The organism is Herbaspirillum sp. AP02 (assembly GCF_015767275.1).
In the GTDB taxonomy this organism is placed as follows: domain Bacteria; phylum Pseudomonadota; class Gammaproteobacteria; order Burkholderiales; family Burkholderiaceae_D; genus Herbaspirillum.
Map to the genome: position 1 here is coordinate 362,239 of NZ_JADWMY010000003.1, position 24,755 is coordinate 386,993.

The window sequence follows — 24,755 nt, forward strand, 5'->3', positions numbered from 1 at the left end:
CATGGAGCAATTCCTCTTTACCTTCTTCAATGCCGAGATCGCCGCCCGCTACTGGCCGGACATCCTGCGCGGCATGGGCGTCACCGTCCTGCTGAGCCTGGCCGTGATCGGCGCCGGGCTGCTGCTGGGCCTGTTGCTGGCGGTGCTGCGCGCCACCGGCAAGCGCGGCCTGGTGTTCATGGTGGTGGCCTTCGCCGATGTCATGCGGGCCTTGCCGCCGCTGATCCTGATCATCGTGCTGTTCTTCGCCTTCCCCTATATCGACCTGTCCATGTCGTCCTTCACCGCCACCTGGCTGGCGCTGAGCCTGGTGCTGGCCGCCTACGCCGAGGAAAGCATCTGGGCCGGCATCGCCTCCTTGCCGCGTGGCCAGAGCGAAGCGGCGCGCTCCACCGGCCTGTCCTGGGGCCAGACCATGGCCGCGGTGATCCTGCCGCAGGCCCTGCGCATGGCCGTGCCGGCACTGACCAACCGTGTCATTTCGATCACCAAGAACACCGCGCTGGGCTCGGTGGTGGCCCTGTCGGAAATCCTCAATACCGTCCAGGCCGCCAGCAGCAATGCCGGCAATCCCACGCCGCTGATGCTGGGGGCGGCGGCCTACCTGCTGATCTTCATTCCGGTGGTCTTGTTCGCGCGCTGGCTGGAAACCCGCTGGCGCTGGAAACGATAGGAGAGGGCGCACATGGAAGCCTTGTTGCAGAATTTCTTCAACCTGGAGGTCTATCGCCAGGTACTGCCCTTCCTGCTGGGTGGCCTGTGGACCACGGTCTGGCTGTCGCTGCTGGTGATTCCCATCGGCGTGCTCTCGGGCCTGCTGCTGGCCTTGCTGGCCACCCAGAGCCGTTCACGCGCGGTGCGCATTGCGGTGGCGGTGTATGTGGACTTCTTCCGTTCCTTCCCGCCGCTGGTGCTGCTGATCCTGATCTATTTCGGCACCCCTTTCCTGGGACTGGAACTGCCCAAGCTGGTGGCCGTGGCGCTGGGCTTCATGTTCAACAATTCCAGCTATTTCGCCGAGGTGCTGCGCGCCGGTATTGAAAGCGTGCCCAGCGGCCAGATGGAAGCGGCGCGCTCCACCGGCCTGTCGCGCTGGCAGGCGCTGGCCTATGTGGTGGTGCCGCAGGCGGCGCGCAATGCACTGCCTGATCTGGTGGGCAATTGCATTGAGGTCATCAAGCTGACTACCATCGCCAGCGTGGTGGCTCTGCCGGAATTGCTGCGGGTGGCACGCGACGCCCAGTCGCTGGTCTACAACCCCTCGCCCATCGTGCTGGCAGCGCTGCTCTACCTGATCCTGCTGCTGCCGCTGGTGCGCTGGCTGTCGCGGCTGGAACACCGGGGCCGCAGCCTGCACTGATTCCACTGCCTTTCCCTCCCTCTTTCTTCCCCGCTTAATACGCCGGCCGCTTCAGGCCGGCGTTTTCATTGTGCGCCCAGCATGGGCGTACTCCTGCGGGTGCAAGTCCCGCCATAAGCTGGTCACAGTGAATGAAGTGAAGCGCAACTGCATGAGGGCGACCGAATGTGGTAAGGAAGCGTGGAGCGTAAATCGCGAGCCGATGAACAAGAATCGCATAGAAGGCGCTACCGAGCAGTGCGAGCGTGCAATGAAGCGCGAAGCTCTTGTGACCAAGGCGAGGCGGCGTAAATGCGGCGGTTCTGCGATGAAGGAGTGCGTTCTTACCTGGGGAGGCTGCGCCTCATGCCTGAAAGGGCGTGATCAATCTCCGACCATCCCATTTCATTCGCGTATAAAACGCGATCCAAAAACATTTCAGAAAATGCAAACCGTACCCCTAAGGCAGGTTTGATGTGGGCCGTGAAAAGATGGTTTTCATGAGACGCAACCTCCTGATTACGCGCGCGTTGATTGCCACGCCGAACATAAGTTTTGCTTGCTTGAAAAATTTTGGGCAAGCAAGGCAAATAGGCTTTCGCCTGCCGAAAACCCTGCCACTATGGCGATATTCGAGCACCGTGGTGACCTCCTTTTTGAACTGCAGCGTACGTCGTTTTCTTCCATGCTGAATGCTCAATCCACGGCTACTAGACGAGTCATACGTAGTGTGAAATGAAAAACCGTACAGTCATTTGGTATGGCTTTGCATGCATCACAACAACACCTACTGAAGGACACTTAAAGCATGGGCCTAGTCATCGTTCCCGCTTTTCTGATCGCACTCTTAATTCTTTTCGTGCTCATCATATTGGCTCTGAGAGTGCCCAAGACGCGATGGGGGAAACTGTTTTCGCTTGCTGTCGTACTGTCCCCCGTGGTCTGGCTCACGTGGGACATTCCGTATGGTTATGTCCGGTTCAAGATGGCTTGTTACGCCGATGCCGGCTTGAAGGTCTACGAAAAGGACCTTCCTCCCGCGAAGCGGATCAGGTTGGTGGATGGCTTACGCAGCGGAGTGCACGTGTTTGAAAACTACCCATCGATACAACAGATTGAGGCACGCGACGAGGAATTCGACTATGTCAGGCCAACTGCCTACGCAGTTTACGAAAGGGGCGAGGACGGCAAGTTGATTTCAACCTCCATGGATAAGGTCGAGAGGGTTCGAGGTTCGTTGACGCTTATTGAATCTGCCCCCTCTAAAGCAGATTACGTGGTCAGCCAGACGCGCGAGATTTTGCCTTATCGCTTACACAGAAATCACTACACATTAAGCAGAAAAAATCAGCAGCTTGTCGCTGAGACAGTTGCCTACACCTACAAAACTGGCGATTTCATCTGGGTTGGCGCTGAATGTGGGCCGCTTGGATCAAGCTATTACGAGCTAGATACTTTACTTTCTTTTGTCACCCGCAGCGAGAAACCGGATTTGGCGGACTGAGAATTAACTAACTCAGGGCTTGTATCGGCAGCAGCATACGCTCAGCCACCTCAACTATTCCAACTGCCCGGTGCGGACCCGCATGCCGGGTGGTGTGGGAGGGGATCGGCCACTTACTGGCCGCCCCTATTCCGATTCCGGCGCACCACACTGTGTCGTCGTCGCGACAGGGGCCGCCACGGTGCAAAAGGCGCACCGGGCCGGCGCTACGTGCCTGTCTTTGGTGAGTTCCCAGCCCCGAAAAGCGCAGAAATCAGGCTTTCCAGCCTGGCACGCTGTTTGCATAAAACGAGCAAAACGGTTTTTATATAAACCATCAGTTCATATATGAAACAAAATAAGTCATTTTGTTTTGAGATATCTGCTATATTGACTGCGAATATCTCCCATATATAAATTGCTGTTTCATATATGGAACGTTTCGGTGCCCGGCAGGAGGCACCCGTCCGCAGAGACGGCAGCCGGGAAGAATAGCTGGGCGCAACAGCGCGCTATGGCAATCAGCAGAGGCAACATGATCGAAATCGAATTCCGCAAGGTCGGCAAAAGCTTTGTCGATCGCCAGACGGCGCAAGCGCGCGCCGCTGTCACCAACGTCAACCTGTCCATCAAGAGTGGTGAGGTGGTCTCCATCATCGGCCCCTCGGGCTGCGGCAAGAGCACTCTGCTCAACATGGGGGCGGGGCTCTACCTGCCCACCGAAGGCGAAGTCTTCGTCAGCGGCGAGCGCGTGACCAAGCCGGTCCGCAAGGTGGCCTTCATGCTGCAGAAGGACCTGCTCATGCCCTGGCGCAATATCCGCGCCAACGTCACCCTGGGCCTGGAAATCGACGGCATGCGCGAGGCCGAGCGTCGGCGCATCGCCGACGAGCTGCTGGCCAAGTGCCACCTCAAGGGCTTTGAAGAGCATTACCCGTACCAACTCTCCGGCGGCATGCGCCAGCGCGCCGCGCTGGCCCGCACGCTGGCGGTGGACCCGCAGGTGCTGCTGCTGGACGAACCGTTCTCGGCCCTGGATGCGCAGACCAAGATGGTGCTGCAGCAGGACCTGGCCAAGATGCTCTACGAAAAGAAGAAGACCGCGCTCTTCATCACCCACGATCTGGTGGAAGCCATCGCCCTGTCGGACCGCCTGCTGGTCATGAGCGAGCGTCCCGGCACCATCGTCGAGGAAATCGTGGTGGACCTGCCGTTCCGCGACAACCCGCTGGAGCGTCGCAAGCTGCCCGAGATCGGCCCCTTGCAAGGGCGCCTGATGGAACTGCTCAAGGTGGGCAAAGAGACCGCCGAGCTGCACTGATTTCACGCTGCATCTTCACCCGTCAACAGAGAGACCCCAAGGGAGAGCCAGAAACATGAAGAACCTGTTCGCATCCGCCTGTAGTGCACTTGCCCTGGTCGCCGCCACGGGCGCCGCCGTCCTGCCCATGGCCGCGCATGCCGCGCCGGAAGAAGTGACCTACCTGCTGCCTGCACCACCCAACTCGCCGGCCTTCGCCCCCTGGGTGCTGGCCCAGCACAAGGGCTATTACGCCGATGAAAACCTGAAGGTCAGCTTCATCGTCGCCAAGGGCGGCGTGGACGTGGCCAAGCAGATCGGTGCCGGCAATGCCGTCATCGGTGGCGCCATCGGCGACACCCCCATCGTGGTGCGCGCCAACGGCATCCCGGTCAAGGCCATCGCCGTGCTGGGCGCCGGTTCGGTGACCATGGTGGCGGCCAATCCGGCCGACGGCATCAAGGGCCTGAAAGACCTCAAGGGCAAGACCGTCACCGTGATGTCCTATACCGACACCACCTATTACGCCTTCCTGGGCAGCCTGAAGACGGCCGGCCTGTCCAAGACCGACGTGCAGATCCAGGCCGCCGGCCCCTCGGGCGTCTGGCAGTTGTACACCTCGGGCAAGTCGCAGGCCTTCGCTGGCGTGCCGGACTGGGTGGTCAATGCCACCGATGCCGGTGCCAAGGTGGAGCTGCTGGACAACGGCGGCTTCAAGAGCATGGCCCAGGCCATCCTGGCCTCCGACGACACCATCAAGAAGAACCCGGAGCTGCTGAAGCGCCTGGTGCGCGCCACCCTGCGCGGCATGCAGGACATCATGAAGGACCCCAAGGCCGCCGCCGATGACTACGTCGCCGCACTGCCCACCTACAAGGGCAAGGAAGCCAGCATCCAGGCCACCTTCGAGATGTACAACAAGTATGTCTACGCCAACCAGAAGACCCTGGGCCAGATCGATCAGGCGCGCATGGAAGCGGTGCAGAAGTTCTATGTCAGCGAAGGCATCGTCACCAAGGCCACGCCGGTCAACGAGCTCTTCACCAACCAGTTCGTCGGAGTCGCCAAGTAATCATGAATACCACCACAGCCAAAGACCTGACCATGTCCAGTCCCGAGCCAACGTCCTCGCCCAATCCGGTCAAGCCGACGGCACGCCGTCCGCTGTTGAACGACAAGGCCCGCACGGTATGCGGCAGCCTGGCGCTGCTGGTGGTGTTCATCGCCGCCTGGCAGTGGGGCCCGGGCATGCTGGGCATGCCCGAATACATCCTGCCCAACTTCATGCAGGTGGTGCGTGAAGCGGTGGTGATGTGGAATAACGCGCAACTGTTGCAGCACTTTGGCATCACCGCCATGGAAGTGGTGTTCGGCTTCCTCTTCGGCGCCTTGCTGGGACTGGCCGTCGGTGTCGCGCTGGGCCTCTCGCCGCGTGCCGAGGCCATGCTCTCGCCCTACATCCTGGCGCTGCAGATCGCGCCCAAGGTGGCCTTTGCACCCCTGTTCGTGATGTGGCTGGGCTACACCATCTATCCCAAGATCATCGTGGCGGTGCTGATCGTGTTCTTCCCGATCATGATCAACGTGCTCTCGGCCATCCGTACCGTCGATCCCGACATGGTCAACCTGGTGCGCACGCTCAATGCCGGCCGCTGGCAGATCTTCCACCTGGTCGAGTTCCGTTCGGCGCTGCCGGCGCTGTTCTCGGGCCTGCGCATCGCCTCCACGCTGTCGGTGATCGGCGTGACCGTGGGTGAACTGGTGGGGGGCAACCAGGGCCTGGGTTATCTGCTGGTCGATGGTGAAGGGCAGGGCAATACCGCCGCCGTCTTCGTCTCCATCGTGGCACTGACCCTGATCGGCGTGGTCACCTACGGCGTGGTGGTCTGGGCCGAACGCAAGGTCCTGCACTACCTGCCCAAGGCCAATACCAGCACCGTCTGAATCCAGAGACTCAACCAGCGCAACAGGAGCAAGCACATGTCAGCAGCAAGCACGGCGACACTTTTGGCGGGACGACGCATTCTGGTCACTGGCGCGGCACGCGGCCTCGGCCTGGCGTTCGTGGATGCCATCGCTGCCGCCGGGGCCACGGTGGCCATGGCCGACATCCTGCAGGAAGAACTGGCGGCCTCGGTGGCCGCCCTGAAACAACGTGGCCTGCAGGTCGAGGGCTTTGCACTGGACCTGGCCGATCCGGCCGCGGTGAAGGCCTGCGCGGCGGCCGCCACGCAATGGCTGGGCGGCCTCGATGGCCTGGTCAACAACGCCGCCATCACCAACTCCGGCGGCAAGAGCAGCGAGCAGCTGGAAGTGGACATGTGGGACCGCGTCATGGATGTCAACGTGCGCGGCACCTGGCTGATGACCAATGCCTGCCTGCCGGCGCTGCGTGCCTCGGGGCGCGGCGCGGTGGTGAACCTGTCGTCCGATACCCCGTTGTGGGGCGCCCCCAATCTGCTGGCCTACGTGGCCAGCAAGAGCGCGGTGATCGGCATGACCCGTTCCCTGGCACGCGAGCTGGGCGCCGACAACATCACCGTCAATGCGGTGGCACCGGGCCTGACGCTGGTGGAAGCCACCCAGTACGTACCGCAGGCGCGGCACCAGCACTACCTGGACGGCCGTGCCATCCGGCGCGACCAGTTGCCCGAGGATGTCTGCGGCGCGGTGGTGTTCGCGCTGTCGGAGATGGCGCGCTTCTTCACCGGTCAGGTGATGGCGGTCAACGGTGGCTTCGTGATGCATTGAAAACGTATTTCTTGCCAGATCAACCCGGATCATTCCGGACCCCTTCAAGGAGAAAAGCATGACCGATATGTCCGAACAGGAAAACATGGGCCGCAGCTGGGATCGCCCCGCCGGCGCCAGCTTCGCCGACTGGATGGAGTCGCGCGTGGCGCGTCTGTCCACCCGCAAGTACGACTGGAACGCACTGAAGTTCCAGGCCGACTACGACCCCAAGTACCGTCGCGCCCAGATGCGCTACATCGGCACCGGTGGCACGGGTGTGGCGCATGACGCCAACGTCATCCCCTCCGAGCATTTCACCTTCTCGACCATGATCATCCCGGCCGGCCACGAAGGCCCGTCGCACCTGCACGTGGACGTGGAAGAAGTGTTCTTCGTCCTGCGCGGCAAGCTCAAGCTGGTGCTGGAAAAGGATGGCGAGCGCTTCGAGACCATCCTCACCGACCGTGACGTGGTCTCGGTGCCGCCGGGCGTGTATCGCGAAGAGATCAACATCGGTGACGAAGACGCCCTGATGTGCGTGATGCTGGGCGCCAAGAAGCCCATCACCCCGACCTATCCGCCGGATCATCCGCTGACCGCCATCAAGCGCTGATTGCAGAGATCGACACCATGCATCCCGACACCTCCATCGCCTCCGCCACCGCAGTCAGCTGCGACGACGCCCTGCGCGAACCGCTGGCCCTGCTGGAAGGCCGCTTCGCCGAGGGCAGCGTCGAGGTGCCGGGTGGCCGTGTCAGCTACCGCAGCTGCGGCAGCGGTCCGGTGGTGGTGCTGTTGCATGGCATCAGCTCGGGCGCGGCCTCGTGGTTGCAGTGCGCGCTCAAGCTGGAGTCGCAGGCCCGCGTGATCGCCTGGAACGCGCCCGGTTACGGCCGTTCCACACCGCTGACGATGAGCCAGCCCAAGGCGGTCGATTATGCAAGGCGTCTGCAGGACATGCTGCTGGCGCTGGAGGTCGAGCAGTGCGTGCTGGTCGGCCATTCGCTGGGGGCGTTGATGGCCGCAGCCTACCTGGCCCATGGCGATGGCCGCGCACGCCGCACGCTGCTGGCCGATCCGGCACTGGGCTACGGCGCCGCCGCCAAGCAAGAACGGGCGCACCAGGTGCGGGAAGAGCGCCTGGGCGCCTTGCGCACCCTGGGCATCGCCGGCATGGCGCAGAAGCCGACACGCCTGCTGTCGGCCCACGCCAGCGCCCAGGACCACGCCTGGGTGCGCTGGAACATGCAGTGGCTGGACGCCTCGGGCTACACCCAGGCCGTGCAATTGTTGTGCGGTGACGATATCACGCCCTACCTGCAGGCTGCACCACGACGGGGGTTGTCGGTGGCATGCGGAGCCGAGGACATCGTCACCACCCCGGAGGCCAGTGAAGGGCTGGCCAGGCAATTCGAACTTCCCTTCAAGCTGGTGGATGCGGCCGGTCATGCCTGCTATATCGAGCAGCCGTCGCAATTTGCTGCGCTGGTCAGCGCGCAACTCACCTCAACCAACTAGAACAGAAAATCATCATGAACAAACCAGTGATGCCAGAAGAAGAGTCGCAAGACAAGTATTCCGTCCCCGGCCTGGAACGCGGCCTGCGCCTGCTGTGCGAATTCAGCCGCCAGGACAAGACCCTGTCCGCGCCCGAACTGGCGCGTCGCCTGGACATCCCGCGCTCTACCGTGTTCCGCCTGCTGGCCACGCTGGAACGCATGGGCTTCGTCGAGCGCGCCGATGGCGGGCGTGATTACCGCCTGGGCATGTCGGTGCTGCGCCTGGGCTTCGAATACCTGGCCTCGCTGGAACTGACCGAGATCGGCCGCCCGCTGCTGGACCGCCTGCGCGACGAGATCGGCTACTCCTGCAACCTGGTGGTGCGCGATGGCCGCTCCATCGTCTATGTCGCCAAGTCGGTCACCCAGACCGCCTTCACCAGCCACGTCAACGTCGGTACCCGCCTGCCGGCGCATGCCACCGTGCTGGGCCGGGTGCTGCTGGAAGACCTGAGCCTGCCGCAACTGCGCGCCCTGTATCCGGAAGAACACCTGGAAGTCTTTTCCAGCAACACCCCCAAGACCGTGGTCGAACTGTTCGACATGGTGCAGGCCGACAAGGAGCGTGGCTTCGTGCTGCAGGAAGGTTTCTTCGAAACCAGCATCTCCACCGTCGCCGCACCGGTGCGCGATCATTCCGGCAATGTGGTGGCCGCCATGGGCGCCACGATCCCTTCGCCGCACATCGACGCCAGCCAGCTCGACATCATCGTGGCCCGCGTGCGCGATACCGCGGCCGAACTGTCCCGCCTGCTGGATCACGCCCCGCAGGGTGGTGCCAAGGTAGTCAACATGTGGCGGGGCTGAGATGGCGATGACTTCTCTCCAGGGCAAGGTGGCCGTGGTCACCGGCGGCTCTTCCGGCATCGGCCTGGCGACCGTGGAACTGCTGCTGGAAGCGGGCGCAGCCGTGGCCTTCTGTGGCCGTGATGGCGCCCGGCTGAAGGACGCCGAAGCCGCGCTGCGCGAGCGCCATCCGCAGGCCCGCCTGTATAGCGCCCCCTGCGACGTGCTCTCGCAGGAGCAGGTGCAGGCCTTCGCCGCCTCGGTGGAAAACACCCTGGGCGGGGTGTCCATGCTGGTCAACAACGCCGGCCAGGGCCGCGTCTCGACCTTTGCCGATACCGCCGACGAGGCCTGGAGCGAAGAGCTGCGCCTTAAATTCTTTTCCGTGATCTACCCGACCCGCGCCTTCCTGCCACAACTGCAGGCCATGAGCGCGCAGCACGGGGATGCCGCCATCGTCTGCGTCAATTCGCTGCTGGCCACGCAACCCGAGCCGCACATGGTGGCCACTTCCGCCGCCCGCGCCGGCGTGCACAACCTGGTGCGCTCACTGGCCACCGAACTGGCCAATGGCGACGCCGCCCGCGTGCGGGTGAACGGCATCCTGATCGGCCTGGTGGAGTCGGGCCAATGGCGCCGCCGCTATGCCGCACGCGGCCCCGAACTGCAGGACCAGAGCTGGGCCCAATGGACCGCCGCGCTGGCCGCAAAGAAACAGATTCAACTCGGCCGTCTCGGCCTTCCCCGGGAAGCCGCGCAGGCGATCGTGTTCCTCGCCACGCCGCTTTCCTCGTACACCACAGGCAGCCATATCGATGTTTCAGGAGGACTTTCCCGCCATGCCTAATACCAACCCCCAAGTGACCGTCGGCTGCGCCATCGCAGCTTTCCTCGAACAGTGCGGCGTGAAGGCTGCCTTCGGCGTGATCTCGATCCACAACATGCCCATCCTCGACGCCTTCGGCGAGCGCGGCAAGATCCGCTTCATCCCGGCCCGCGGCGAAGCCGGCGGCGCCAACATGGCCGACGCCTATGCCCGCACCACCGGTGGCCTGGGCGTGTGCCTGACCTCCACCGGGACCGCCGCCGGCAATGCCGCCGGTGCCATGGTGGAAGCCTTGACCGCCGGTACGCCGCTGCTGCACCTGACCGGTCAGATCGAGACGCCTTACCTGGACCAGAGCCTGGCCTACATCCACGAAGCGCCGGACCAGTTGAGCATGCTCAAGGCCATCTCCAAGGCGGCCTTCCGCATCCGCAGCGTGGAGACCGCCATCAGCACCATCAAGCTGGCCGTGCAGACTGCACTGACCCCGCCGATGGGCCCGGTCTCGGTGGAAATCCCCATCGACATCCAGGCTGCCCTGATCCCCATGCCCAGCAACCTGCAACCGCTGGCCATCCCGCAAAGCGTGCCGTCGGCGCGCGCGCTGGATGAACTGGCCGAGCGCCTGATGAAGGCCAAGCGTCCGCTGCTGTGGCTGGGCGGCGGGGCGCGGCATGCCGGTGCGCAGGTAAAGCGCCTGATGGACCTGGGCTTCGGCGTGGTCACCAGCACCCAGGGTCGCGGCATCGTGGCCGAGGATGATCCGCGCTCGCTGGGCGCCTTCAACCTGCACAAGCCGGTCGAGCATTTCTATCAGAGCTGCGACGCCATGCTGGTGGTCGGCTCGCGCCTGCGCGGCAACGAAACCCTGAAGTACGAACTGAAACTGCCGCGCCCGCTGTATCGCGTGGATGCCGATCCGGCTGCCGAAGGCCGCTGCTACACCAGCGACTATTTCGTCTGCGGTGATTCGGCGCTGGTACTGTCCGGCCTGGCCGACCGTCTGGCCGCGCTGAAGGTCGATCCGGGCTTCATGGCCGACCTGCAGAAGGCACGCGATACCGCCGTGCATGGCCTGGTCGATGGCCTCGGCCCCTATAGCGCCCTGGTGGAACAGTTGCAGCAGGCGGCCGGCCGCGAGTTCAACTGGGTGCGCGACGTCACCGTCTCCAACAGCACCTGGGGCAACCGCTACCTGCGCATCTTCGATCCGCGTGCCGGCGTGCATGCGCTGGGCGGCGGCATCGGCCAGGGTCTGGCCATGGGTATCGGCGCGGCCATCGGCGCAGCGGTCACGCAGTCCGGCAAGAAGACCTTCACCCTGGCCGGTGATGGCGGCTTCATCCTCAACCTGGGTGAGCTGGCCACGGCCGTGCAGGAACAGGCCGACATGGTGATCGTGCTGATGAACGACAAGGGCTACGGCGTCATCAAGAACATCCAGGATGCGCAATACGGCGGTCGTCGCCACTACGTGGACCTGCACACCCCCGACTATGCCGAACTGTCCTCGGCGCTGAAGCTGCGTCACCAGCGCGTGGGCAACCTGGCCGAGGTGGCCGGGGCGCTGGACGAGGCGTTGTCGCAGAAGGGCCCCTTCCTGCTGGAGATCGACATGCTGACCATCGGCAGCTTCAAGACCGCCTTCGCCGGCCCGCCGGTCAATCAAGCGGAAAACGCGGAAAGCGCGGAAAAGGCCGCCGCCGCAGCAGCCGCCGTGGTTGCCGCTGCCGCCACTGCGGCCACCGCCTGAGGAGCCGAGCATGCTGCACGTATCGATGATCGGATGCGGCGCCATCGGCGTGGGCGTCATGGAGATATTGAAGAGTGACCCCGAGGTCGCCTTCGACATGGTGGTGGTGCCGGAGGCGCACATGGAGCGTGCCCGCAGCACCGTCTCCACACTGGCGCCCACGGCCCGGGTGGTGTCGCGGCTGGGGGACGAGCGTCCCGACCTGCTGATCGAATGCGCCGGTCACCAGGCCATCGCCGAACACATCATCCCGGCGCTGGAGCGCGGCATCCCCTGCATGGTGGTGTCCATCGGCGCCTTGTCCGAACCCGGCCTGGTGGACCAGCTGGAAGCCGCCGCCCGTGCCGGCAAGACCCAGGTGCAGTTGCTCTCCGGTGCCATAGGCGCCATCGACGCCCTGGCCGCGGCCAAGGTCGGTGGGCTGGAATCGGTGGTCTATACCGGCCGCAAACCACCGCAGGCCTGGAAGGATACGCCGGCCGAGGCTGCCTTCGATCTGGATGCGCTCAAGGAGCCGACCGTCATCTTCGAAGGCAGCGCCCGCGAAGCGGCGCGCCTGTATCCCAAGAATGCCAACGTCGCCGCCACACTGTCGCTGGCCGGCCTGGGCCTGGACCAGACCCGGGTGCGCCTGTATGCCGATCCGGGCGTGAGCGAGAACGTGCACTACGTGGAAGCGCGGGGCGCCTTCGGCGGCTTCGAGCTGACCATGCGCGGCAAGCCGCTGGCGGCCAATCCCAAGACCTCGGCACTGACCGTCTACAGCGTCGTACGCGCCCTGGGCAATCGTGCCCATGCGCTGTCGATCTGAGCAGTTGAATATCTGAGCATCGCAAGGACATGTCGACCATGATGAATCTGAACGAAACGCTGCCGATCTGCATCGCCGGTCAATGGCGACTGGGTGGCGGCGACCGTTATGCCACGCTCTACCCGGCCACGGGTGAGCCGGTGGCCTACCTGAATGCGGCCAGCGTGGCTGATGTGGGAGAGGCCATCGCCGGTGCCGACCACGCCTTCCGCACCAGCGGCTGGGCGCAGAAGAAGCCGCATGAACGTGCCGCCGTGCTGTACCGCGTGGCGCAGCTGATCCGCGAACGTGGCGAAGCGCTGGCGCAGATGCAGCGCCTGGACAATGGCAAGCCCATCAGCGAGACGCGCAATCTGGTGGCCAGCGCTGCCGCTACCTTCCAGTTCTTCGCGGCCGCCTGTGAAACCCTGGAAGAAACCCTCACGCCCATGCGTGGCGACAACCTCACCATGAGCGTGTATGAACCCATGGGTGTGGTGGCCGCCATCACGCCGTGGAATTCGCCGATCGCCAGCGAGGCGCAGAAGATGGCGCCGGCCCTGGCTGCCGGCAATGCAGTGGTGGTCAAGCCGGCCGAGGTGACCCCGCTGGCCGCGCTGGAACTGGCGCGCATCTGCATCGAAGCCGGCGTGCCGGCCGGCATGATCAGCGTGCTGCCGGGCAAGGGCTCGGTGATCGGCGACGCCATCACCCTGCATCCGCTGGTCAAGCGCGTCTCCTTCACCGGTGGCACCACCACCGGCAAGCACATCGCCCACATCGCCGCCGACAAGATGATGCCGGTCTCGCTGGAACTGGGCGGCAAGTCGCCCACCATGGTGTTCGAGGATGCCGATCTCGACCATGCCGTGGCCGGTGTGCTGTATGGCATCTTCAGCAGTTCCGGCGAATCCTGCATCGCCGGCTCGCGCCTGTTCGTGGCGCGCTCGCTGTATGACGGCTTCATGGAACGCCTGGCTGCCGGCGCCGCCGCACTGCGCGTGGGCGATCCGGCCGACGAGCGCACCCAGATGGGGCCGCTGATCACCGCCCGCCATCGCGAAGGCATCGAGCGCTACGTCGACATCGGCGTCACCGATGGCGGCCGCATCCGCACCGGTGGCGTGCGTCCGCAGGGTGCGCAGTTCGAACGTGGTTACTACTACACCCCGACCATCATCGAAGGCGTCAGCAATGAGCAACGCATCTGCCAGGAAGAAATCTTCGGGCCGGTGCTGGTGGCCATGCCCTTCGACAACGAAGACGACCTGATCCGGCAAGCCAACGACAGCGTCTACGCGCTCGCCGCCGGTATCTGGACGCGTGACTACAAGCGCGCCTGGCGCATCGGCCGCGCAGTGCAGGCCGGCAATGTCTGGATCAACACCTACAAGCAATTCTCGATCTCGACCCCCTTCGGCGGCTGGCGCGACAGTGGCCTGGGTCGCGAGAAGGGCAGGCTGGGCATCCTGCAGTACATGGAGCAGAAGGCCATGTACTGGGGCATGAACGAACAGCCCTTGCCCTGGGCCGGCTAAGAGCGCCGCCCCCCTGAACACGTATTGGAGACACACATGGACGTATTGGGTATCGACGAAATCATCTACGGCGCGGACGACTTGCCGACCTGCCGCCAGTTCTTCCTCGACTGGGGCATGCTGCTGGCGCAGGAAAGCGCGGCCGAACTGGTCTTCGAATCGCAGAACGGCTGCCGCGTCATCGTGCGCGACAGCGCCGATCCCGGCCTGCCGCCGGCCATCGAAGCCGGACCGACCCTGCGCGAGGTGGTGTGGGGCGTGTCCTCGGCCGCCGTGCTGGACAAGTTCGCCGACCGCATCGCTGCTCTGCCGGGCTACGTCAATGACGGCAAGCGCGTCGGTTGCACCGATCCGAATGGCCTGGCGGTGCGCTTCCAGGTCTCGGTCAAGCGCGATGTCGAGGTCGAATGCGCACGCATGAACACCTGGAACGAAAAGAACCGCATCAACCAGCGCAGCCCCATCTACGAACATGCCACGCCCATCGAGGTGGGCCACGTGGTGTTCTTCGTCAAGGACGTCAAGGCCTGCGAACGCTTCTATTGCGAGAACTTCGGCTTCGTGCCCTCGGACCGCTATCCGGAACGCGGCGCCTTCCTGCGCTGCGCCGATGTCGGCGGGCATCACGACATCTTCCTGCTGCAACCGCCGGAGGCAAGGTCGGGCTTGAACCACGTTGCCTTCACCGTGCGCGACATCCATGAAGTCTTCGGCGGTGGCATGCACATGTCGCGCAAGGGCTGGGATACCCAACTGGGTCCGGGCCGTCATCCGATTTCCTCGGCCTACTTCTGGTACTTCAAGAATCCGGCCGGCGGCCTGATCGAATACTACGCCGACGAAGACCAGCTCGATGCCCACTGGGAGCCGCGTGACTTCGAACCCGGCCCGACCGTGTTCGCCGAATGGGCCATCGATGGCGGCATCGACGGCAACACCCGCCGCCAGAAGAATGCGCAAGGCCCCAGCGGCAAGTTCCTGACCGACCGCGCGCCGGCCGGCAAGTAAGACGGCAATCCGTCATTTGTAGAAAGGAGATCCAGATGTCCTTCAAGATCGGAATCCTGGGCGCCGGCATCGGCGGCCTGACCGCCGCCATCGCCCTGCAGCGCGCGGGCCATGAGGTGGTGGTGTATGAACAGTCCAAGCAATTCCTGCGCGTGGGCGCGGATATCAACCTCACCCCCAACGCAGTGCGTGCACTCGATGGACTGGGCATCGCCGAGGCCGTGCGCCGCACCGCCGCCCGTCCCACCCACCGCATCAGCCGTACCTGGGACAGCGGCGAGGAAACCTCGCGCCTGGCCATGGGCGACACCGCCGAGCAGAAATACGGCGCACCGCAACTGACCATCCACCGTGCCGACCTGCTGGCGGCGCTGGCCGAGGTATTCCCGCTGGAGCAGGTGCGCTTTGCCAAGCGCGCCGAGCAGATCAGCGAAGAGGGCGATGGCATCCATCTGCACTTCACCGATGGCAGCACGGACCGCGTGGACGTGCTCATCGGTGGCGACGGCATCCACTCTGCCGTACGCACTGCCATGTTCGGTGCCGAGAGCCCGCGCTTCACCGGCGTGGTGGCCTTCCGCGCCGTGGTGCCGGCCTCCCGCGTGGCCGGCGTGCCCAATCTGCAGGCCTTCACCAAGTGGTGGGGACCGAACCCGGAAAGTCAGATCGTGACCTTCCCGCTCAATCGCGGTGAAGACATCTTCATCTTCGCCACCACCGCGCAAGAAAGCTGGCACCTGGAATCCTGGACCACCCCGGGCAACGTGCAGGAACTGCGCGATAGCTACGCCGGTTTCCACCCCGACGCCACGGCCTTGCTGGACGCCTGCGACGAAGTGCTCAAGACCGCGCTGTATGAACGCGATCCGCTGCCGGCCTGGGCGCGCGGCAACATGGCGCTGCTGGGCGATGCCTGCCACCCGATGATGCCGTTCATGGCGCAGGGCGCCGGCATGGCCATCGAGGATGCGGTGGTGCTGGCGCGCTGTCTGGCCAAGGTCACCACGCTGGAGCAGGTGGCAGGATCCTTGCATGCCTATGCGCAGTTGCGCATGGAACGCGCCTCGAAGATTCAGATCGGTTCACGTGGCAACAACTGGCTGCGCGAGGGCGGCAACGCCGACTGGGTCTATGGCTATGACGCCTGGACCACGCCGCTGGATGCGCAGCCTGAATCCACCGCCGTCCCTGCGTGAGCCAGCGATGAGTGCAGAGACCCACTCCGACCGCATGCTCCTGACCATCTTGCTCAGGCATGACCAGTCGAAGAACCTGGAGCAGATCCAGGCGCACATGAAGCAGATGGACTGGTGGGAGCGCTTCCCGGTGGAAGGCTGTCGCGTGGTGTCCTGGACCGTGGCCATGGGCCTGGGCCAGATCGTCACCCTGGCGCTGCCGCCGGCGCTGCTGCCGCAAGTCAATGTCGAGCTGGAGCGCTCGGCCTGGGGCGTGTTCCGTACCGAGTGCTACCCCACTTACGATTTTGTTCCCGTGCGCGAGCGTATCCGCGAGCGCGTCAGAAATGGAGGCCAATGATGGTTGCAACTGTTACCGATGTCTATCTCAATCCGCACCAGGCACGTCGCCGTGCGCCGACCCAGTTCGAAGACCTGCTGGGCGACTCCATCGAGCGCGCCTATGCCGCTGGCATCCACGAACTGGATGCGCTGGTGGCACACCTGAACCGTACCGGCCCGAGCTGCCCCTACAACCAGGGCGTGTGGACCGCCGCCAACTTCCAGGAAGAGATTGCCCGCCTGGCCGCCTGATCCGTCCAGACGCCAAGCCAGCCTACAGGAGAGTATCCAAATGAGAACCACCGCCAATGATCCCGTCGACGCCGTCCTCGCCGTCGGCCTGAAAGACCTGTGGTACCCGATCTGCCCGTCCGAGTTCGTGGCCGAGAAGCCGGTCTCGCTGCGCCGCCTGGGCAAGAAGTTCGTATTCTGGCGCGAGCCCTCGGGCAAGCTGCATGCCCTGGAAGACCACTGCCCGCACCGTGGCGCGCCGCTCTCCATGGGCATCCCCATGGGGGACCGCATCGCCTGTGGCTACCACGGCGTGCAGGTGCGCTTCGACGGCGTGGTCACCAGCGTACCCGGCAGCCCCGGCTGCAAGCTGGAAGGGGCCAAGGCCACGCGTCGCTTCCACGTCACCGAAGCGGCCGGCGCCATCTTCCTCTACAACAGCATGGAAGACGTCGACACCCCGCCGCCGCTGCGCCTGCCGGAAGAACTGACCAGCCCCGAGTATTCCAACTTCCTGTGCTACACCGAATGGAAGGGTGATTACCGCTACGTGCTGGACAACGTGATGGACCCGATGCACGGCACCTTCCTGCACAAGCAGTCGCACTCCATGGCCGAAGGCGACAACACTGCCAGCTTCGGCATCCGCGAGACCGACATCGGCTTCGTCTTCGAAAAGGAAGGCCAGCGCGACGTCAACTTCGACTGGACCGAATGGGGCGATACCGACCTGCACTGGATGCGCCTGGCCATTCCCTATCCCAAGACCGGCGGCCCGGGCGGCAGCTTCGTCATCATCGGCAGCTACACGCCCATCGTGGACAACATCGCCGCGGTGTTCCACTGGCGCTGCCGCAAGCTGTCCGGCTGGCAGCGCGACACCTGGCGCTTCCTCTACCGCAACCGCCTGGAAGCGCGCCACTGGAACGTGCTGGAACAGGACCGCGTGGTGCTGGAACTGATGGAGCCCGACGCCAACCAGCGCGAGATGCTGTACCAGCACGACATGGGCATCGTGCGCCTGCGTCGTCATCTGCGTGGTCTGGCCAAGGCCCAGCTGGCGCGGGAAGAAGAACTGGCCGCGGCCAAGGCGCCGGTGAAGGCAGCATGAACCACGCAGCAAGCCCGGTCGCCGTGCGCCATGTGAAGACCGACAAGGTCCCCGAACTGGCCACGGCCACCTGGTCCAACTGCCTGGTGGTGGGTGACGAGATCGTGATGTCCGGCATGACCGCACATCCGGCCTCGCGCCAGCAGACGCTGGACACCTACCAGCAGACACTGGTGGTGCTGGGCAAGATCCGCGATCTGGTGGAAGCCGCCGGCGGCAACGTCGGCAGCATCACCAAGCTGGTGATCTATGTCACCGACATCGCGCACAAGGACGAGGTAGGACGCGCCCGGCGCGACTTCTTCGGTACGCCTTATCCGTGCTCGACGCTGGTGGCGGTGAGCGCACTGGTGTTTCCGGAACTGACGGTGGAGATCGATGCCTTCGCGCGCCTGGGTGTGGACCTGCGGCAGGCAGTGGGCGGTTGATGCAAGTGGCAGCAAGTGACACGAGGCGGTTTGAACAATCTGATGTGATGGTGGTGCATTCATGAGCAGTCCTCTTATTTCCGTGCGCGTGCAGGCCATGCGCTTTGAAGCGCAAGGCGTGGTCAGCGTCGAACTGCGCCTGCCCGAGGGCGGCGAGCTGCCGGCCTTCGAGGCCGGTGCGCATATCGACCTGCACCTGGGCAATGGCCTGGTGCGCAGCTATTCGCTGTCGAACTCGCCGACCGAGCGGCATCGCTATGTGGTCGGTGTGCTCTACGACCGAGGTAGTCGCGGCGGTTCGCGCTACGTGCATGAACAACTGCGGGTCGGTGCCAGCCTCACCATCTCGGCACCGCGCAACAATTTCCCGCTGGAAGACGCGGCGCCGTTGTCGGTGCTGATCGCCGGTGGCATCGGCATCACGCCGATCTCCTGCATGTATCACCACCTGCGCGCCCAGGGTCGGGAAGCGGTGTTGCACTACTGCGCCCGCTCGCGCAAGGAAGCGGCCTTCACCGCCGAGCTGCTGGGCGAGCCGGGTGTGTCCAGCCACTTCGATGACGAGGCCGGCGCGCCGCCTGACCTGCAGGCTTTCCTCGCCGCGCATCCGAAGGACGCACATTTCTATTGCTGCGGGCCGACGCCCATGCTCAACGCCTTCGAAAACCTGTGCGAAGAACTGGGCCTGCCCAACGTGCACATCGAACGCTTTGCCGCCGAAAAGGTGGAGGCGGTCCAGACCGGCAGCTACGTGGCCGAACTGGCGCGCAGCAAGTCCAGCGTCACCGTCCCGGCCGGCAAGTCGCTGCTGGACGCCTTGCTGGATGCCGGCATTGCGGTCGATCACAGCTGCCGCGAAGGGGTTTGCGGCGCCTGCGAGACCAAGGTGTTGGAGGGTGAACTGGAACATCGCGACGGCGTGCTCAGCAAGGCCGAGCGCGCTTCCGGCAAGACCATGATGGTGTGCGTATCCGGCTGCAAGGGACAACGCCTGGTGCTGGACCTGTAGCTGGATCTGGATCTGTAATGCAGCGTGGCCCGGGCAGCATTTGCCCGGCCCCATGCCCGTGCTCAGGCACCGGGCATTTTTTTGAGCCTGATGAATTTTGTGGAACGTCGATCCATAGGTGAAACAGATAACACCGGATCACGCACCACCTGGCAAGCGGCGCCCGCCGACCATGCGGGACAGGGCGCAGCGCTTGTCGGCAGAAGTCACCTTCCCTGCGCACGGGGCGCCGGGGAGCAGTGAGTGCAAGCGGCCTGGCCGCATGTTTGGACTTTATTCGTTGAAGGGGAGTTTGATGAAGAAGTTAATGATTGCCGCAGCGGCATCCTGTCTATCGACAGCTGCCTTTGCGCAGAGCAGCGTCACCATCTACGGCAGCCTCGATGCTGGCGTGGCCTATATCAACAACCTCAATGGCGGATCGGTGTCGCGCCTGGATCAGGGCACGATGCAGCCGGATCGTATCGGCTTTCGTGGCACCGAGGACCTGGGCGGCAATCTGAAGGCGATCTTCCAGCTGGAAGCCGGCTTCTACACCGACACCGGCGGCACGCCCAATTCCTCCAAGCTGTTCAATCGCTACAGCACCATCGGCCTGTCCGGCGACTTCGGCGCGGTGACCCTGGGCCACATGCCGGACGTGGTGTTCGACTACGTGGGCAAGCTGTCCAACGGCTTCCAGCTGACCAACTGGTACCTGTTCCACCCGGGTAACCTGGACAGCCTCGCCAACACCTACCAGTCCGACAATGCGGTGCGCTATACCTCGCCCACCGCAGGCGGCTTCCAGGGCAGCCTGATGTACGGCTTCGGCGAAGTGGCCGGCGACAGCAGCAACGGTCGCAACGTCAGCGCCGGTGCGACCTACACCAATGGCCCGTTCCGCGCGGCCCTGGCGTATTCCAAGCTGAACAACCGTGCCGCCGGTTACGCCGGTACCTTCCTCAGCAGCGTCGGCCTGGGCAATGCGGCGACGGTCTTCAACAGCCTGACCACCACCGCCGGCGGCCTGGGTTACACCATCGGCAGCGTGCGCCTGAACACCGCCTACACCCAGGTCAAGCTGGCCATGCCCAGCGGCGCCACGCCCAAGCAGAAGAACCTGGACCTGGGCGCGGCCTGGCGCTATGCCACGCTGGACACCATCAACTTCGGTTATGGCCTGTCCAAGCTGGAAGGCGCGCGCTGGAACACCTTCAGCCTGTCGCACGTGCATGAGTTCTCCAAGCGCACCCAGTGGTACGTGCAGGCCGCCTACCAGCGTGCCGGCGGCGATGCGCGCTTTGCCGTCATGAACGGTACCGGTGCCAGCGGTTCCACCGGTGTCTCCGGCGGCCAGGGCCAACTGGTCACCACCATCGGCATGCACCACTCGTTCTAAGGCCATCTTTGGATGGCTGGCATTACCTTCTGTGAATAGTCTTGTCTTGCGTATTCCGACCCTGGAGCGGGTTGGGATTTCGTAGTGCCTTGGGCGGAGGAAGTCCTCTTTCTCCGCCATTTTTTTATCCAAACCGAATTCATTGCCGGTGGGCATCAGCACATCGTCCCCCTGGCATTCTTGCGTTGCGGAGAAAGCCTCATGATTGCAAATCTCAAACTGGGCGCCCGTCTTGGACTGGGCTTCGGACTGGTACTGGCGCTGCTGGCCGGGATCACGGGACTGGCCATCGCCAGCCTGTCCACGCTGCACCAGGGCACGCGCCAGATCGTCGAAGACCGCTACCCGCAGGTCTTGCTGGCCAATGACGTGCTCTTGCGCATCAGCGAGAATGCCAGCGCCATGCGCAACCTGCTGCTGCTGGACGACCACCAGAAACTGATCGAGGAAATCGCCCGCATCGACAAGGGGGAAGCCGCCATCGGCGGAGATCTCGGCAAACTGCAGGCGCGCCTGTCCAGCGAGCAGGGCCGCAAGTCCTTCGCCGAGATATTGTCCCTGCGTGCCAGCTACCGGCAGGGCCAGCAGCGTTTCCTGCAACTGGCCTCCACCGGCGCCACCATGGATGCCACCGAGCTATTGATGACCAGCCTGCGCCAGGACCAGGACAAGTACATCGCCCGCCTCAAAAGCTATATTTCGGTGGGCACCATGATGATGGAGCGCAGCGGCCAGGAAGCCGCCGACCAATACCACGGCAAGACCCTGATCATGCTGGCCATCGCTGCCCTGGCGGTGTTGCTGGGTGGCGGCTTTGCCTGGTGGACCACGCGTTCCATCACGCGCCCGGTGCGCCATGCAGTGGAGGTGGCGCAGCAGGTGGCCGATGGCAACCTGTGCAGCGAGATCCGGGCCGGCGCGCGTGACGAGATCGGCCAGTTGCTGGAGGCCTTGCGCCAGATGAATGGCAGTCTCACCCGCATCGTGGCCGATGTGCGCGGCGGGGCCGAGACCATCGCCACCGCCTCGGCCGAGATCGCCGGTGGCAACCTGGACCTCTCGGCGCGCACCGAACAGCAGGCCGGATCACTGGAAGAAACGGCGGCGGCGATGGAGGAACTGACGTCCACCGTGCGCCAGAATGCCGAGAACGCGCAGCAGGCCAACCAACTGGCCTCGGATGCCTCCGGCGTGGCGGCGCGCAGCGGGGAAGTGGTGCAGCAGGTGGTGAGCACCATGCAGGGCATCAGCGAGGCCTCGCGCCGCATCGTCGACATCATCGGCGTGATCGACGGCATCGCATTCCAAACCAATATCCTGGCGCTCAATGCGGCGGTGGAGGCGGCGCGTGCCGGCGAGCAGGGCAGGGGCTTTGCAGTGGTGGCCTCGGAAGTGCGCTCGCTGGCCCAGCGCTCGGCCACGGCGGCCAAGGAGATCAAGGCGCTGATCGATGATTCGGTGGCGCAGGTGGATGCCGGTGGGCGCCTGGTGGTACAGGCCGGCACCACGATGGGCGAGGTGGTGGACAGCGTGCGACGGGTGTCGCACATCGTCGGCGAGATCAGCATGGCCACGCAGGAACAGCGCGCCGGTATCGAACAGGTCAATCACGCCATCACCCACATGGATGAAACCACCCAGCAGAACGCGGCGCTGGTGGAACAGGCCGCCGCCGCGGCCCAGTCCTTGCAGGACCAGTCGCAGCGGCTACGTGAGCTGGTGGGTGTGTTCCGGCTGCATGACGTGCGACCGGAGCGGACGATGCTTCAGGCCGCCGAGGTGGACGATGAGGAAGCTGTCGCGGCCTTGCCGCGATACAGCACCAGTGTGGCGATCAGCCCGCAGAGGGCGGCAAAGCTCATCCAGTAACCCGGTGCTGCCTTGTCACCTGAGGTCTCGATCAGCCAGGTCGAGACCAGCGGCGTGAAGCCGCCGAAGATGGCAGTAGCCAGGCTGTAGGCCAGCGAGAAACCGACCGTGCGCACATGCGCCGGCATCACCTCGGTGAGCGCCACCACGGCCGCGCCGTTATAGCTGGCATAGAGGAAGGACAACCACAGTTCGGTGATGAGCAGGTTCTTGAAGCTGATGTCCGAGACCAGCCACGACATGATCGGGTAGGCGGTCAGCAGGGTCAGCACCGTGAAGGCCACCAGCACCGGGCGGCGCCCCACGCGGTCCGACAGCGCGCCCATGATGGGCAGCCAGCAGAAGTTGGACAGGCCCACGCAGAAGGTGACGATGAGGCTATCCGAGGACGACAGCTTGAGCACGTTCTTGCCGAAGGTGGGGGTGTAGACCGTGATGAGATAGAAGGACACGGTCGTCATCACCACCATCATCATGCCGGCCACCACGATCTTCCAGTTCTGTGCGATGGAGGCCATGATTTCGCCAAAGCGCGGATGGTGCTTGCGGGCCAGGAATTCCTCGGTCTCCTGCAGCGAACGGCGGATGATGAAGATGGCCGGTACGATCAGGCAGCCGATGAAGAAGGGAATGCGCCAGCCCCAGTCGCTGATCTGCGCCGGTGCCAGCGACTGGCTGACCAGATAGCCGATCAGGGCGGAGGCCATGATGGCCGCCTGCTGGCTGGCGGACTGCCAGCTGACATAAAAGCCCTTGTTGCCAGGCGTGGCCATTTCGGCCAGATAGACCGACACGCCACCCAGTTCCACCCCCGCCGAGAACCCTTGCAGCAGCCGCCCGGTCAGCACCAGGATGGGCGCGGCCACGCCGATGGTGGCGTAGCCCGGCACGAAGGCGATCAGCAGTGTGCCGATGGCCATGATGGCCAGCGTCACGATCAGGCCCTGGCGGCGGCCGACGCGGTCGATGTAGCTACCCAGGATGATGGCGCCCAGGGGACGCATCAGGAAGCCCGCACCGAAGGTGCCGAAGGTCAGGATCAGCGAGACGAACTCGTTGTCCGACGGGAAGAAGGTCTTCGAAATGTAGCTGGCATAGAAGCCATACAGGAAGAAGTCGAACATCTCCAGGAAGTTGCCGCTGGTCACCCGCAGGACGGTGGACAGCTTGGAGTGTTGGATGCTTTTTGTGTTTGTTGTGCTTGTGGTCATGTCGGTCTCTCTCTTCTTTCTTTATTCAGGCGCTGGATCAGCCGTCGATCAGCGCGGCGCCGGGTCCAGGCCGGAGGCCTTGATGGCCGCCTCGGCTTCCGGCGAGGCCAGGTATTGCAGCAGTTCCCTGGCGGCCTGCGGCTCCTTGGTGCCGACCACGACGCCTACGGAGAACGGAGTAAGCTGCTGCGCGCTTTCGGGGATGGGGCCGATGATGTCAATGCCCTTGATCGGCTTGAGCTCGGAGATCTGCTGCAGTCCGATTTCTGCCTCGCCGCGCGCCACCACTTCACCCACCGGCTCGGCGGGGATCATGCGGCCCTTGTAGGCCATCTGCTGGTCGATGCCCAGGCGCTTGAACAGCTTGGTGGAGAGGAATACGCCGCTGGCGCTATCCGAATAGACCACCGAGTGCGCCGTCAGCAGCGTGCGCTTGAAGGCATCCAGCGTGGAGATATCAGGCCGGGGTGCGCCGGCCTTGACCGCCAGACCGATGCGCGAGAGCGCCAGCAGCTTGTGCTCGGAGCGCGACACCTTGCCCTCGGCCACCAGCTTGTCCAGCGCGTCACCGACCATGATCACCACGTCGATAGGTTCACCGCGCTTGAGACGGTTGGGGATGGCCTGCGGGGTTTCGCCCATGGAAGGGCCCCAGCCGGAGATGAGCTTGTGGCCGGTCTTCTTCTCGAAGTCCGGGGCCAGTGCCTTGTAGGCGGCGGCAAAACCGCCTGAGCTGACCACGTGGATATCGGCTGCGGTGGCCAGGCTGCTGGCAGCACCGATGACCAGGGCCAGCACGCTGCGCTGGAGGACGGAATGGGTGAGGATGCTTTTCATGGGATCTCCGATTGGCGTTTTTAATTTGAACTAGCCCGGCAGTGTG

At 64.2% G+C, this 24,755-nt stretch carries 25 protein-coding genes; 23 read left to right on the forward strand and 2 right to left on the reverse strand.

What is annotated here, in order from left to right:
• Window position 1 precedes the first annotated feature (1 nt).
• From I5R65_RS10070 to I5R65_RS10180, 23 genes are all read left to right on the forward strand, one after another.
• Complete coding sequence (locus I5R65_RS10070; protein ID WP_180670730.1) at window positions 2–673, forward strand: amino acid ABC transporter permease; 672 nt, start codon at window positions 2–4, stop codon at window positions 671–673.
• A 12-nt stretch (window positions 674–685) separates the two neighbouring features.
• Window positions 686–1,360, forward strand: coding sequence for an amino acid ABC transporter permease (locus tag I5R65_RS10075; protein WP_180670731.1), 675 nt, complete (start codon window positions 686–688; stop codon window positions 1,358–1,360).
• A 787-nt stretch (window positions 1,361–2,147) separates the two neighbouring features.
• Entirely contained in the window at window positions 2,148–2,843 is a 696-nt protein-coding gene (locus I5R65_RS10080) for a hypothetical protein (protein WP_180670732.1), read from the forward strand.
• 514 nt (window positions 2,844–3,357) lie between these two features.
• A complete protein-coding gene (locus tag I5R65_RS10085) occupies window positions 3,358–4,143 on the forward strand; it encodes an ABC transporter ATP-binding protein (protein ID WP_180670733.1) in 786 nt (261 codons plus the stop codon).
• A 55-nt stretch (window positions 4,144–4,198) separates the two neighbouring features.
• Window positions 4,199–5,194 carry an ABC transporter substrate-binding protein gene (locus I5R65_RS10090; RefSeq protein ID WP_006462345.1) on the forward strand — a complete coding sequence of 332 codons (996 nt, stop codon included), beginning with the start codon at window positions 4,199–4,201 and terminating at the stop codon, window positions 5,192–5,194.
• 2 nt (window positions 5,195–5,196) lie between these two features.
• Window positions 5,197–6,066, forward strand: coding sequence for an ABC transporter permease (locus I5R65_RS10095; protein WP_006462346.1), 870 nt, complete (start codon window positions 5,197–5,199; stop codon window positions 6,064–6,066).
• A 36-nt stretch (window positions 6,067–6,102) separates the two neighbouring features.
• Window positions 6,103–6,873: an SDR family oxidoreductase gene (locus I5R65_RS10100; RefSeq protein WP_180670734.1), complete on the forward strand. Its 771-nt coding sequence runs from the start codon at window positions 6,103–6,105 to the stop codon at window positions 6,871–6,873.
• Between the two features lie 58 nt (window positions 6,874–6,931).
• A complete protein-coding gene (locus I5R65_RS10105; RefSeq protein ID WP_102661343.1) occupies window positions 6,932–7,468 on the forward strand; it encodes a cupin domain-containing protein in 537 nt (178 codons plus the stop codon).
• A 17-nt stretch (window positions 7,469–7,485) separates the two neighbouring features.
• On the forward strand, window positions 7,486–8,373 hold the full coding sequence (locus I5R65_RS10110; protein WP_180670735.1) for an alpha/beta fold hydrolase: 888 nt from the start codon (window positions 7,486–7,488) through the stop codon (window positions 8,371–8,373).
• A 14-nt stretch (window positions 8,374–8,387) separates the two neighbouring features.
• Complete coding sequence (locus I5R65_RS10115) at window positions 8,388–9,221, forward strand: IclR family transcriptional regulator (RefSeq protein WP_006462350.1); 834 nt, start codon at window positions 8,388–8,390, stop codon at window positions 9,219–9,221.
• A 1-nt stretch (window position 9,222) separates the two neighbouring features.
• Window positions 9,223–10,047: an SDR family oxidoreductase gene (locus I5R65_RS10120; protein WP_180670736.1), complete on the forward strand. Its 825-nt coding sequence runs from the start codon at window positions 9,223–9,225 to the stop codon at window positions 10,045–10,047.
• Entirely contained in the window at window positions 10,040–11,779 is a 1,740-nt protein-coding gene (locus I5R65_RS10125) for a thiamine pyrophosphate-binding protein (protein ID WP_180670737.1), read from the forward strand. Before I5R65_RS10120 ends, I5R65_RS10125 begins: the two co-directional genes overlap by 8 nt.
• Window positions 11,780–11,789: 10 nt before the next feature.
• Window positions 11,790–12,590 (forward strand): aspartate dehydrogenase, encoded by an 801-nt coding sequence (locus tag I5R65_RS10130; protein ID WP_180670738.1) that lies wholly within the window; start codon window positions 11,790–11,792, stop codon window positions 12,588–12,590.
• A 41-nt stretch (window positions 12,591–12,631) separates the two neighbouring features.
• A complete protein-coding gene (locus I5R65_RS10135; RefSeq protein WP_180670755.1) occupies window positions 12,632–14,107 on the forward strand; it encodes an aldehyde dehydrogenase in 1,476 nt (491 codons plus the stop codon).
• A gap of 36 nt (window positions 14,108–14,143) precedes the next feature.
• The gene (locus I5R65_RS10140; protein ID WP_180670739.1) at window positions 14,144–15,115 is read left to right on the forward strand and encodes a VOC family protein; all 972 of its coding nucleotides are present in this window, start codon (window positions 14,144–14,146) and stop codon (window positions 15,113–15,115) included.
• A gap of 35 nt (window positions 15,116–15,150) precedes the next feature.
• On the forward strand, window positions 15,151–16,311 hold the full coding sequence (locus I5R65_RS10145) for an FAD-dependent monooxygenase (protein WP_180670740.1): 1,161 nt from the start codon (window positions 15,151–15,153) through the stop codon (window positions 16,309–16,311).
• Window positions 16,312–16,318: 7 nt separating this feature from the next.
• The gene (locus I5R65_RS10150; RefSeq protein WP_180670741.1) at window positions 16,319–16,651 is read left to right on the forward strand and encodes a hypothetical protein; all 333 of its coding nucleotides are present in this window, start codon (window positions 16,319–16,321) and stop codon (window positions 16,649–16,651) included.
• Window positions 16,651–16,884 (forward strand): recombinase-like helix-turn-helix domain-containing protein, encoded by a 234-nt coding sequence (locus tag I5R65_RS10155; RefSeq protein ID WP_006462358.1) that lies wholly within the window; start codon window positions 16,651–16,653, stop codon window positions 16,882–16,884. The genes I5R65_RS10150 and I5R65_RS10155 overlap by 1 nt, the downstream gene beginning before the upstream one ends.
• 40 nt (window positions 16,885–16,924) lie before the next feature.
• Window positions 16,925–17,974: an aromatic ring-hydroxylating dioxygenase subunit alpha gene (locus I5R65_RS10160; RefSeq protein WP_006462359.1), complete on the forward strand. Its 1,050-nt coding sequence runs from the start codon at window positions 16,925–16,927 to the stop codon at window positions 17,972–17,974.
• Window positions 17,971–18,402, forward strand: a complete 432-nt coding sequence (locus tag I5R65_RS10165) for a RidA family protein (protein ID WP_180670742.1) — start codon at window positions 17,971–17,973, stop codon at window positions 18,400–18,402. The genes I5R65_RS10160 and I5R65_RS10165 overlap by 4 nt, the downstream gene beginning before the upstream one ends.
• A gap of 61 nt (window positions 18,403–18,463) precedes the next feature.
• Window positions 18,464–19,411 carry a PDR/VanB family oxidoreductase gene (locus I5R65_RS10170; protein WP_180670743.1) on the forward strand — a complete coding sequence of 316 codons (948 nt, stop codon included), beginning with the start codon at window positions 18,464–18,466 and terminating at the stop codon, window positions 19,409–19,411.
• A 307-nt stretch (window positions 19,412–19,718) separates the two neighbouring features.
• Window positions 19,719–20,792 (forward strand): porin, encoded by a 1,074-nt coding sequence (locus I5R65_RS10175; protein ID WP_180670756.1) that lies wholly within the window; start codon window positions 19,719–19,721, stop codon window positions 20,790–20,792.
• A gap of 201 nt (window positions 20,793–20,993) precedes the next feature.
• Entirely contained in the window at window positions 20,994–22,661 is a 1,668-nt protein-coding gene (locus I5R65_RS10180) for a methyl-accepting chemotaxis protein (RefSeq protein WP_180670744.1), read from the forward strand.
• Here the strand turns inward: I5R65_RS10180 and I5R65_RS10185 are convergent.
• Window positions 22,559–23,872, reverse strand: a complete 1,314-nt coding sequence (locus I5R65_RS10185; protein ID WP_180670745.1) for an MFS transporter — start codon at window positions 23,870–23,872, stop codon at window positions 22,559–22,561. The two genes, I5R65_RS10180 and I5R65_RS10185, sit on opposite strands and share 103 nt — an antisense overlap.
• Before the next feature lie 48 nt (window positions 23,873–23,920).
• The gene (locus tag I5R65_RS10190; protein WP_180670746.1) at window positions 23,921–24,709 is read right to left on the reverse strand and encodes a substrate-binding domain-containing protein; all 789 of its coding nucleotides are present in this window, start codon (window positions 24,707–24,709) and stop codon (window positions 23,921–23,923) included.
• Window positions 24,710–24,755: the final 46 nt, after the last annotated feature.

Coding starts and splice junctions, on each gene's coding strand:
- I5R65_RS10070 (WP_180670730.1), top strand. CDS start 2: ATGGAGCAATTCCTCTTTACCTTCTTCAATGCCGAGATCGCCGCCCGC.
- I5R65_RS10075 (WP_180670731.1), top strand. CDS start 686: ATGGAAGCCTTGTTGCAGAATTTCTTCAACCTGGAGGTCTATCGCCAG.
- I5R65_RS10080 (WP_180670732.1), top strand. CDS start 2,148: ATGGGCCTAGTCATCGTTCCCGCTTTTCTGATCGCACTCTTAATTCTT.
- I5R65_RS10085 (WP_180670733.1), top strand. CDS start 3,358: ATGATCGAAATCGAATTCCGCAAGGTCGGCAAAAGCTTTGTCGATCGC.
- I5R65_RS10090 (WP_006462345.1), top strand. CDS start 4,199: ATGAAGAACCTGTTCGCATCCGCCTGTAGTGCACTTGCCCTGGTCGCC.
- I5R65_RS10095 (WP_006462346.1), top strand. CDS start 5,197: ATGAATACCACCACAGCCAAAGACCTGACCATGTCCAGTCCCGAGCCA.
- I5R65_RS10100 (WP_180670734.1), top strand. CDS start 6,103: ATGTCAGCAGCAAGCACGGCGACACTTTTGGCGGGACGACGCATTCTG.
- I5R65_RS10105 (WP_102661343.1), top strand. CDS start 6,932: ATGACCGATATGTCCGAACAGGAAAACATGGGCCGCAGCTGGGATCGC.
- I5R65_RS10110 (WP_180670735.1), top strand. CDS start 7,486: ATGCATCCCGACACCTCCATCGCCTCCGCCACCGCAGTCAGCTGCGAC.
- I5R65_RS10115 (WP_006462350.1), top strand. CDS start 8,388: ATGAACAAACCAGTGATGCCAGAAGAAGAGTCGCAAGACAAGTATTCC.
- I5R65_RS10120 (WP_180670736.1), top strand. CDS start 9,223: ATGGCGATGACTTCTCTCCAGGGCAAGGTGGCCGTGGTCACCGGCGGC.
- I5R65_RS10125 (WP_180670737.1), top strand. CDS start 10,040: ATGCCTAATACCAACCCCCAAGTGACCGTCGGCTGCGCCATCGCAGCT.
- I5R65_RS10130 (WP_180670738.1), top strand. CDS start 11,790: ATGCTGCACGTATCGATGATCGGATGCGGCGCCATCGGCGTGGGCGTC.
- I5R65_RS10135 (WP_180670755.1), top strand. CDS start 12,632: ATGAATCTGAACGAAACGCTGCCGATCTGCATCGCCGGTCAATGGCGA.
- I5R65_RS10140 (WP_180670739.1), top strand. CDS start 14,144: ATGGACGTATTGGGTATCGACGAAATCATCTACGGCGCGGACGACTTG.
- I5R65_RS10145 (WP_180670740.1), top strand. CDS start 15,151: ATGTCCTTCAAGATCGGAATCCTGGGCGCCGGCATCGGCGGCCTGACC.
- I5R65_RS10150 (WP_180670741.1), top strand. CDS start 16,319: ATGAGTGCAGAGACCCACTCCGACCGCATGCTCCTGACCATCTTGCTC.
- I5R65_RS10155 (WP_006462358.1), top strand. CDS start 16,651: ATGGTTGCAACTGTTACCGATGTCTATCTCAATCCGCACCAGGCACGT.
- I5R65_RS10160 (WP_006462359.1), top strand. CDS start 16,925: ATGAGAACCACCGCCAATGATCCCGTCGACGCCGTCCTCGCCGTCGGC.
- I5R65_RS10165 (WP_180670742.1), top strand. CDS start 17,971: ATGAACCACGCAGCAAGCCCGGTCGCCGTGCGCCATGTGAAGACCGAC.
- I5R65_RS10170 (WP_180670743.1), top strand. CDS start 18,464: ATGAGCAGTCCTCTTATTTCCGTGCGCGTGCAGGCCATGCGCTTTGAA.
- I5R65_RS10175 (WP_180670756.1), top strand. CDS start 19,719: ATGATTGCCGCAGCGGCATCCTGTCTATCGACAGCTGCCTTTGCGCAG.
- I5R65_RS10180 (WP_180670744.1), top strand. CDS start 20,994: ATGATTGCAAATCTCAAACTGGGCGCCCGTCTTGGACTGGGCTTCGGA.
- I5R65_RS10185 (WP_180670745.1), bottom strand. CDS start 23,872: ATGACCACAAGCACAACAAACACAAAAAGCATCCAACACTCCAAGCTG.
- I5R65_RS10190 (WP_180670746.1), bottom strand. CDS start 24,709: ATGAAAAGCATCCTCACCCATTCCGTCCTCCAGCGCAGCGTGCTGGCC.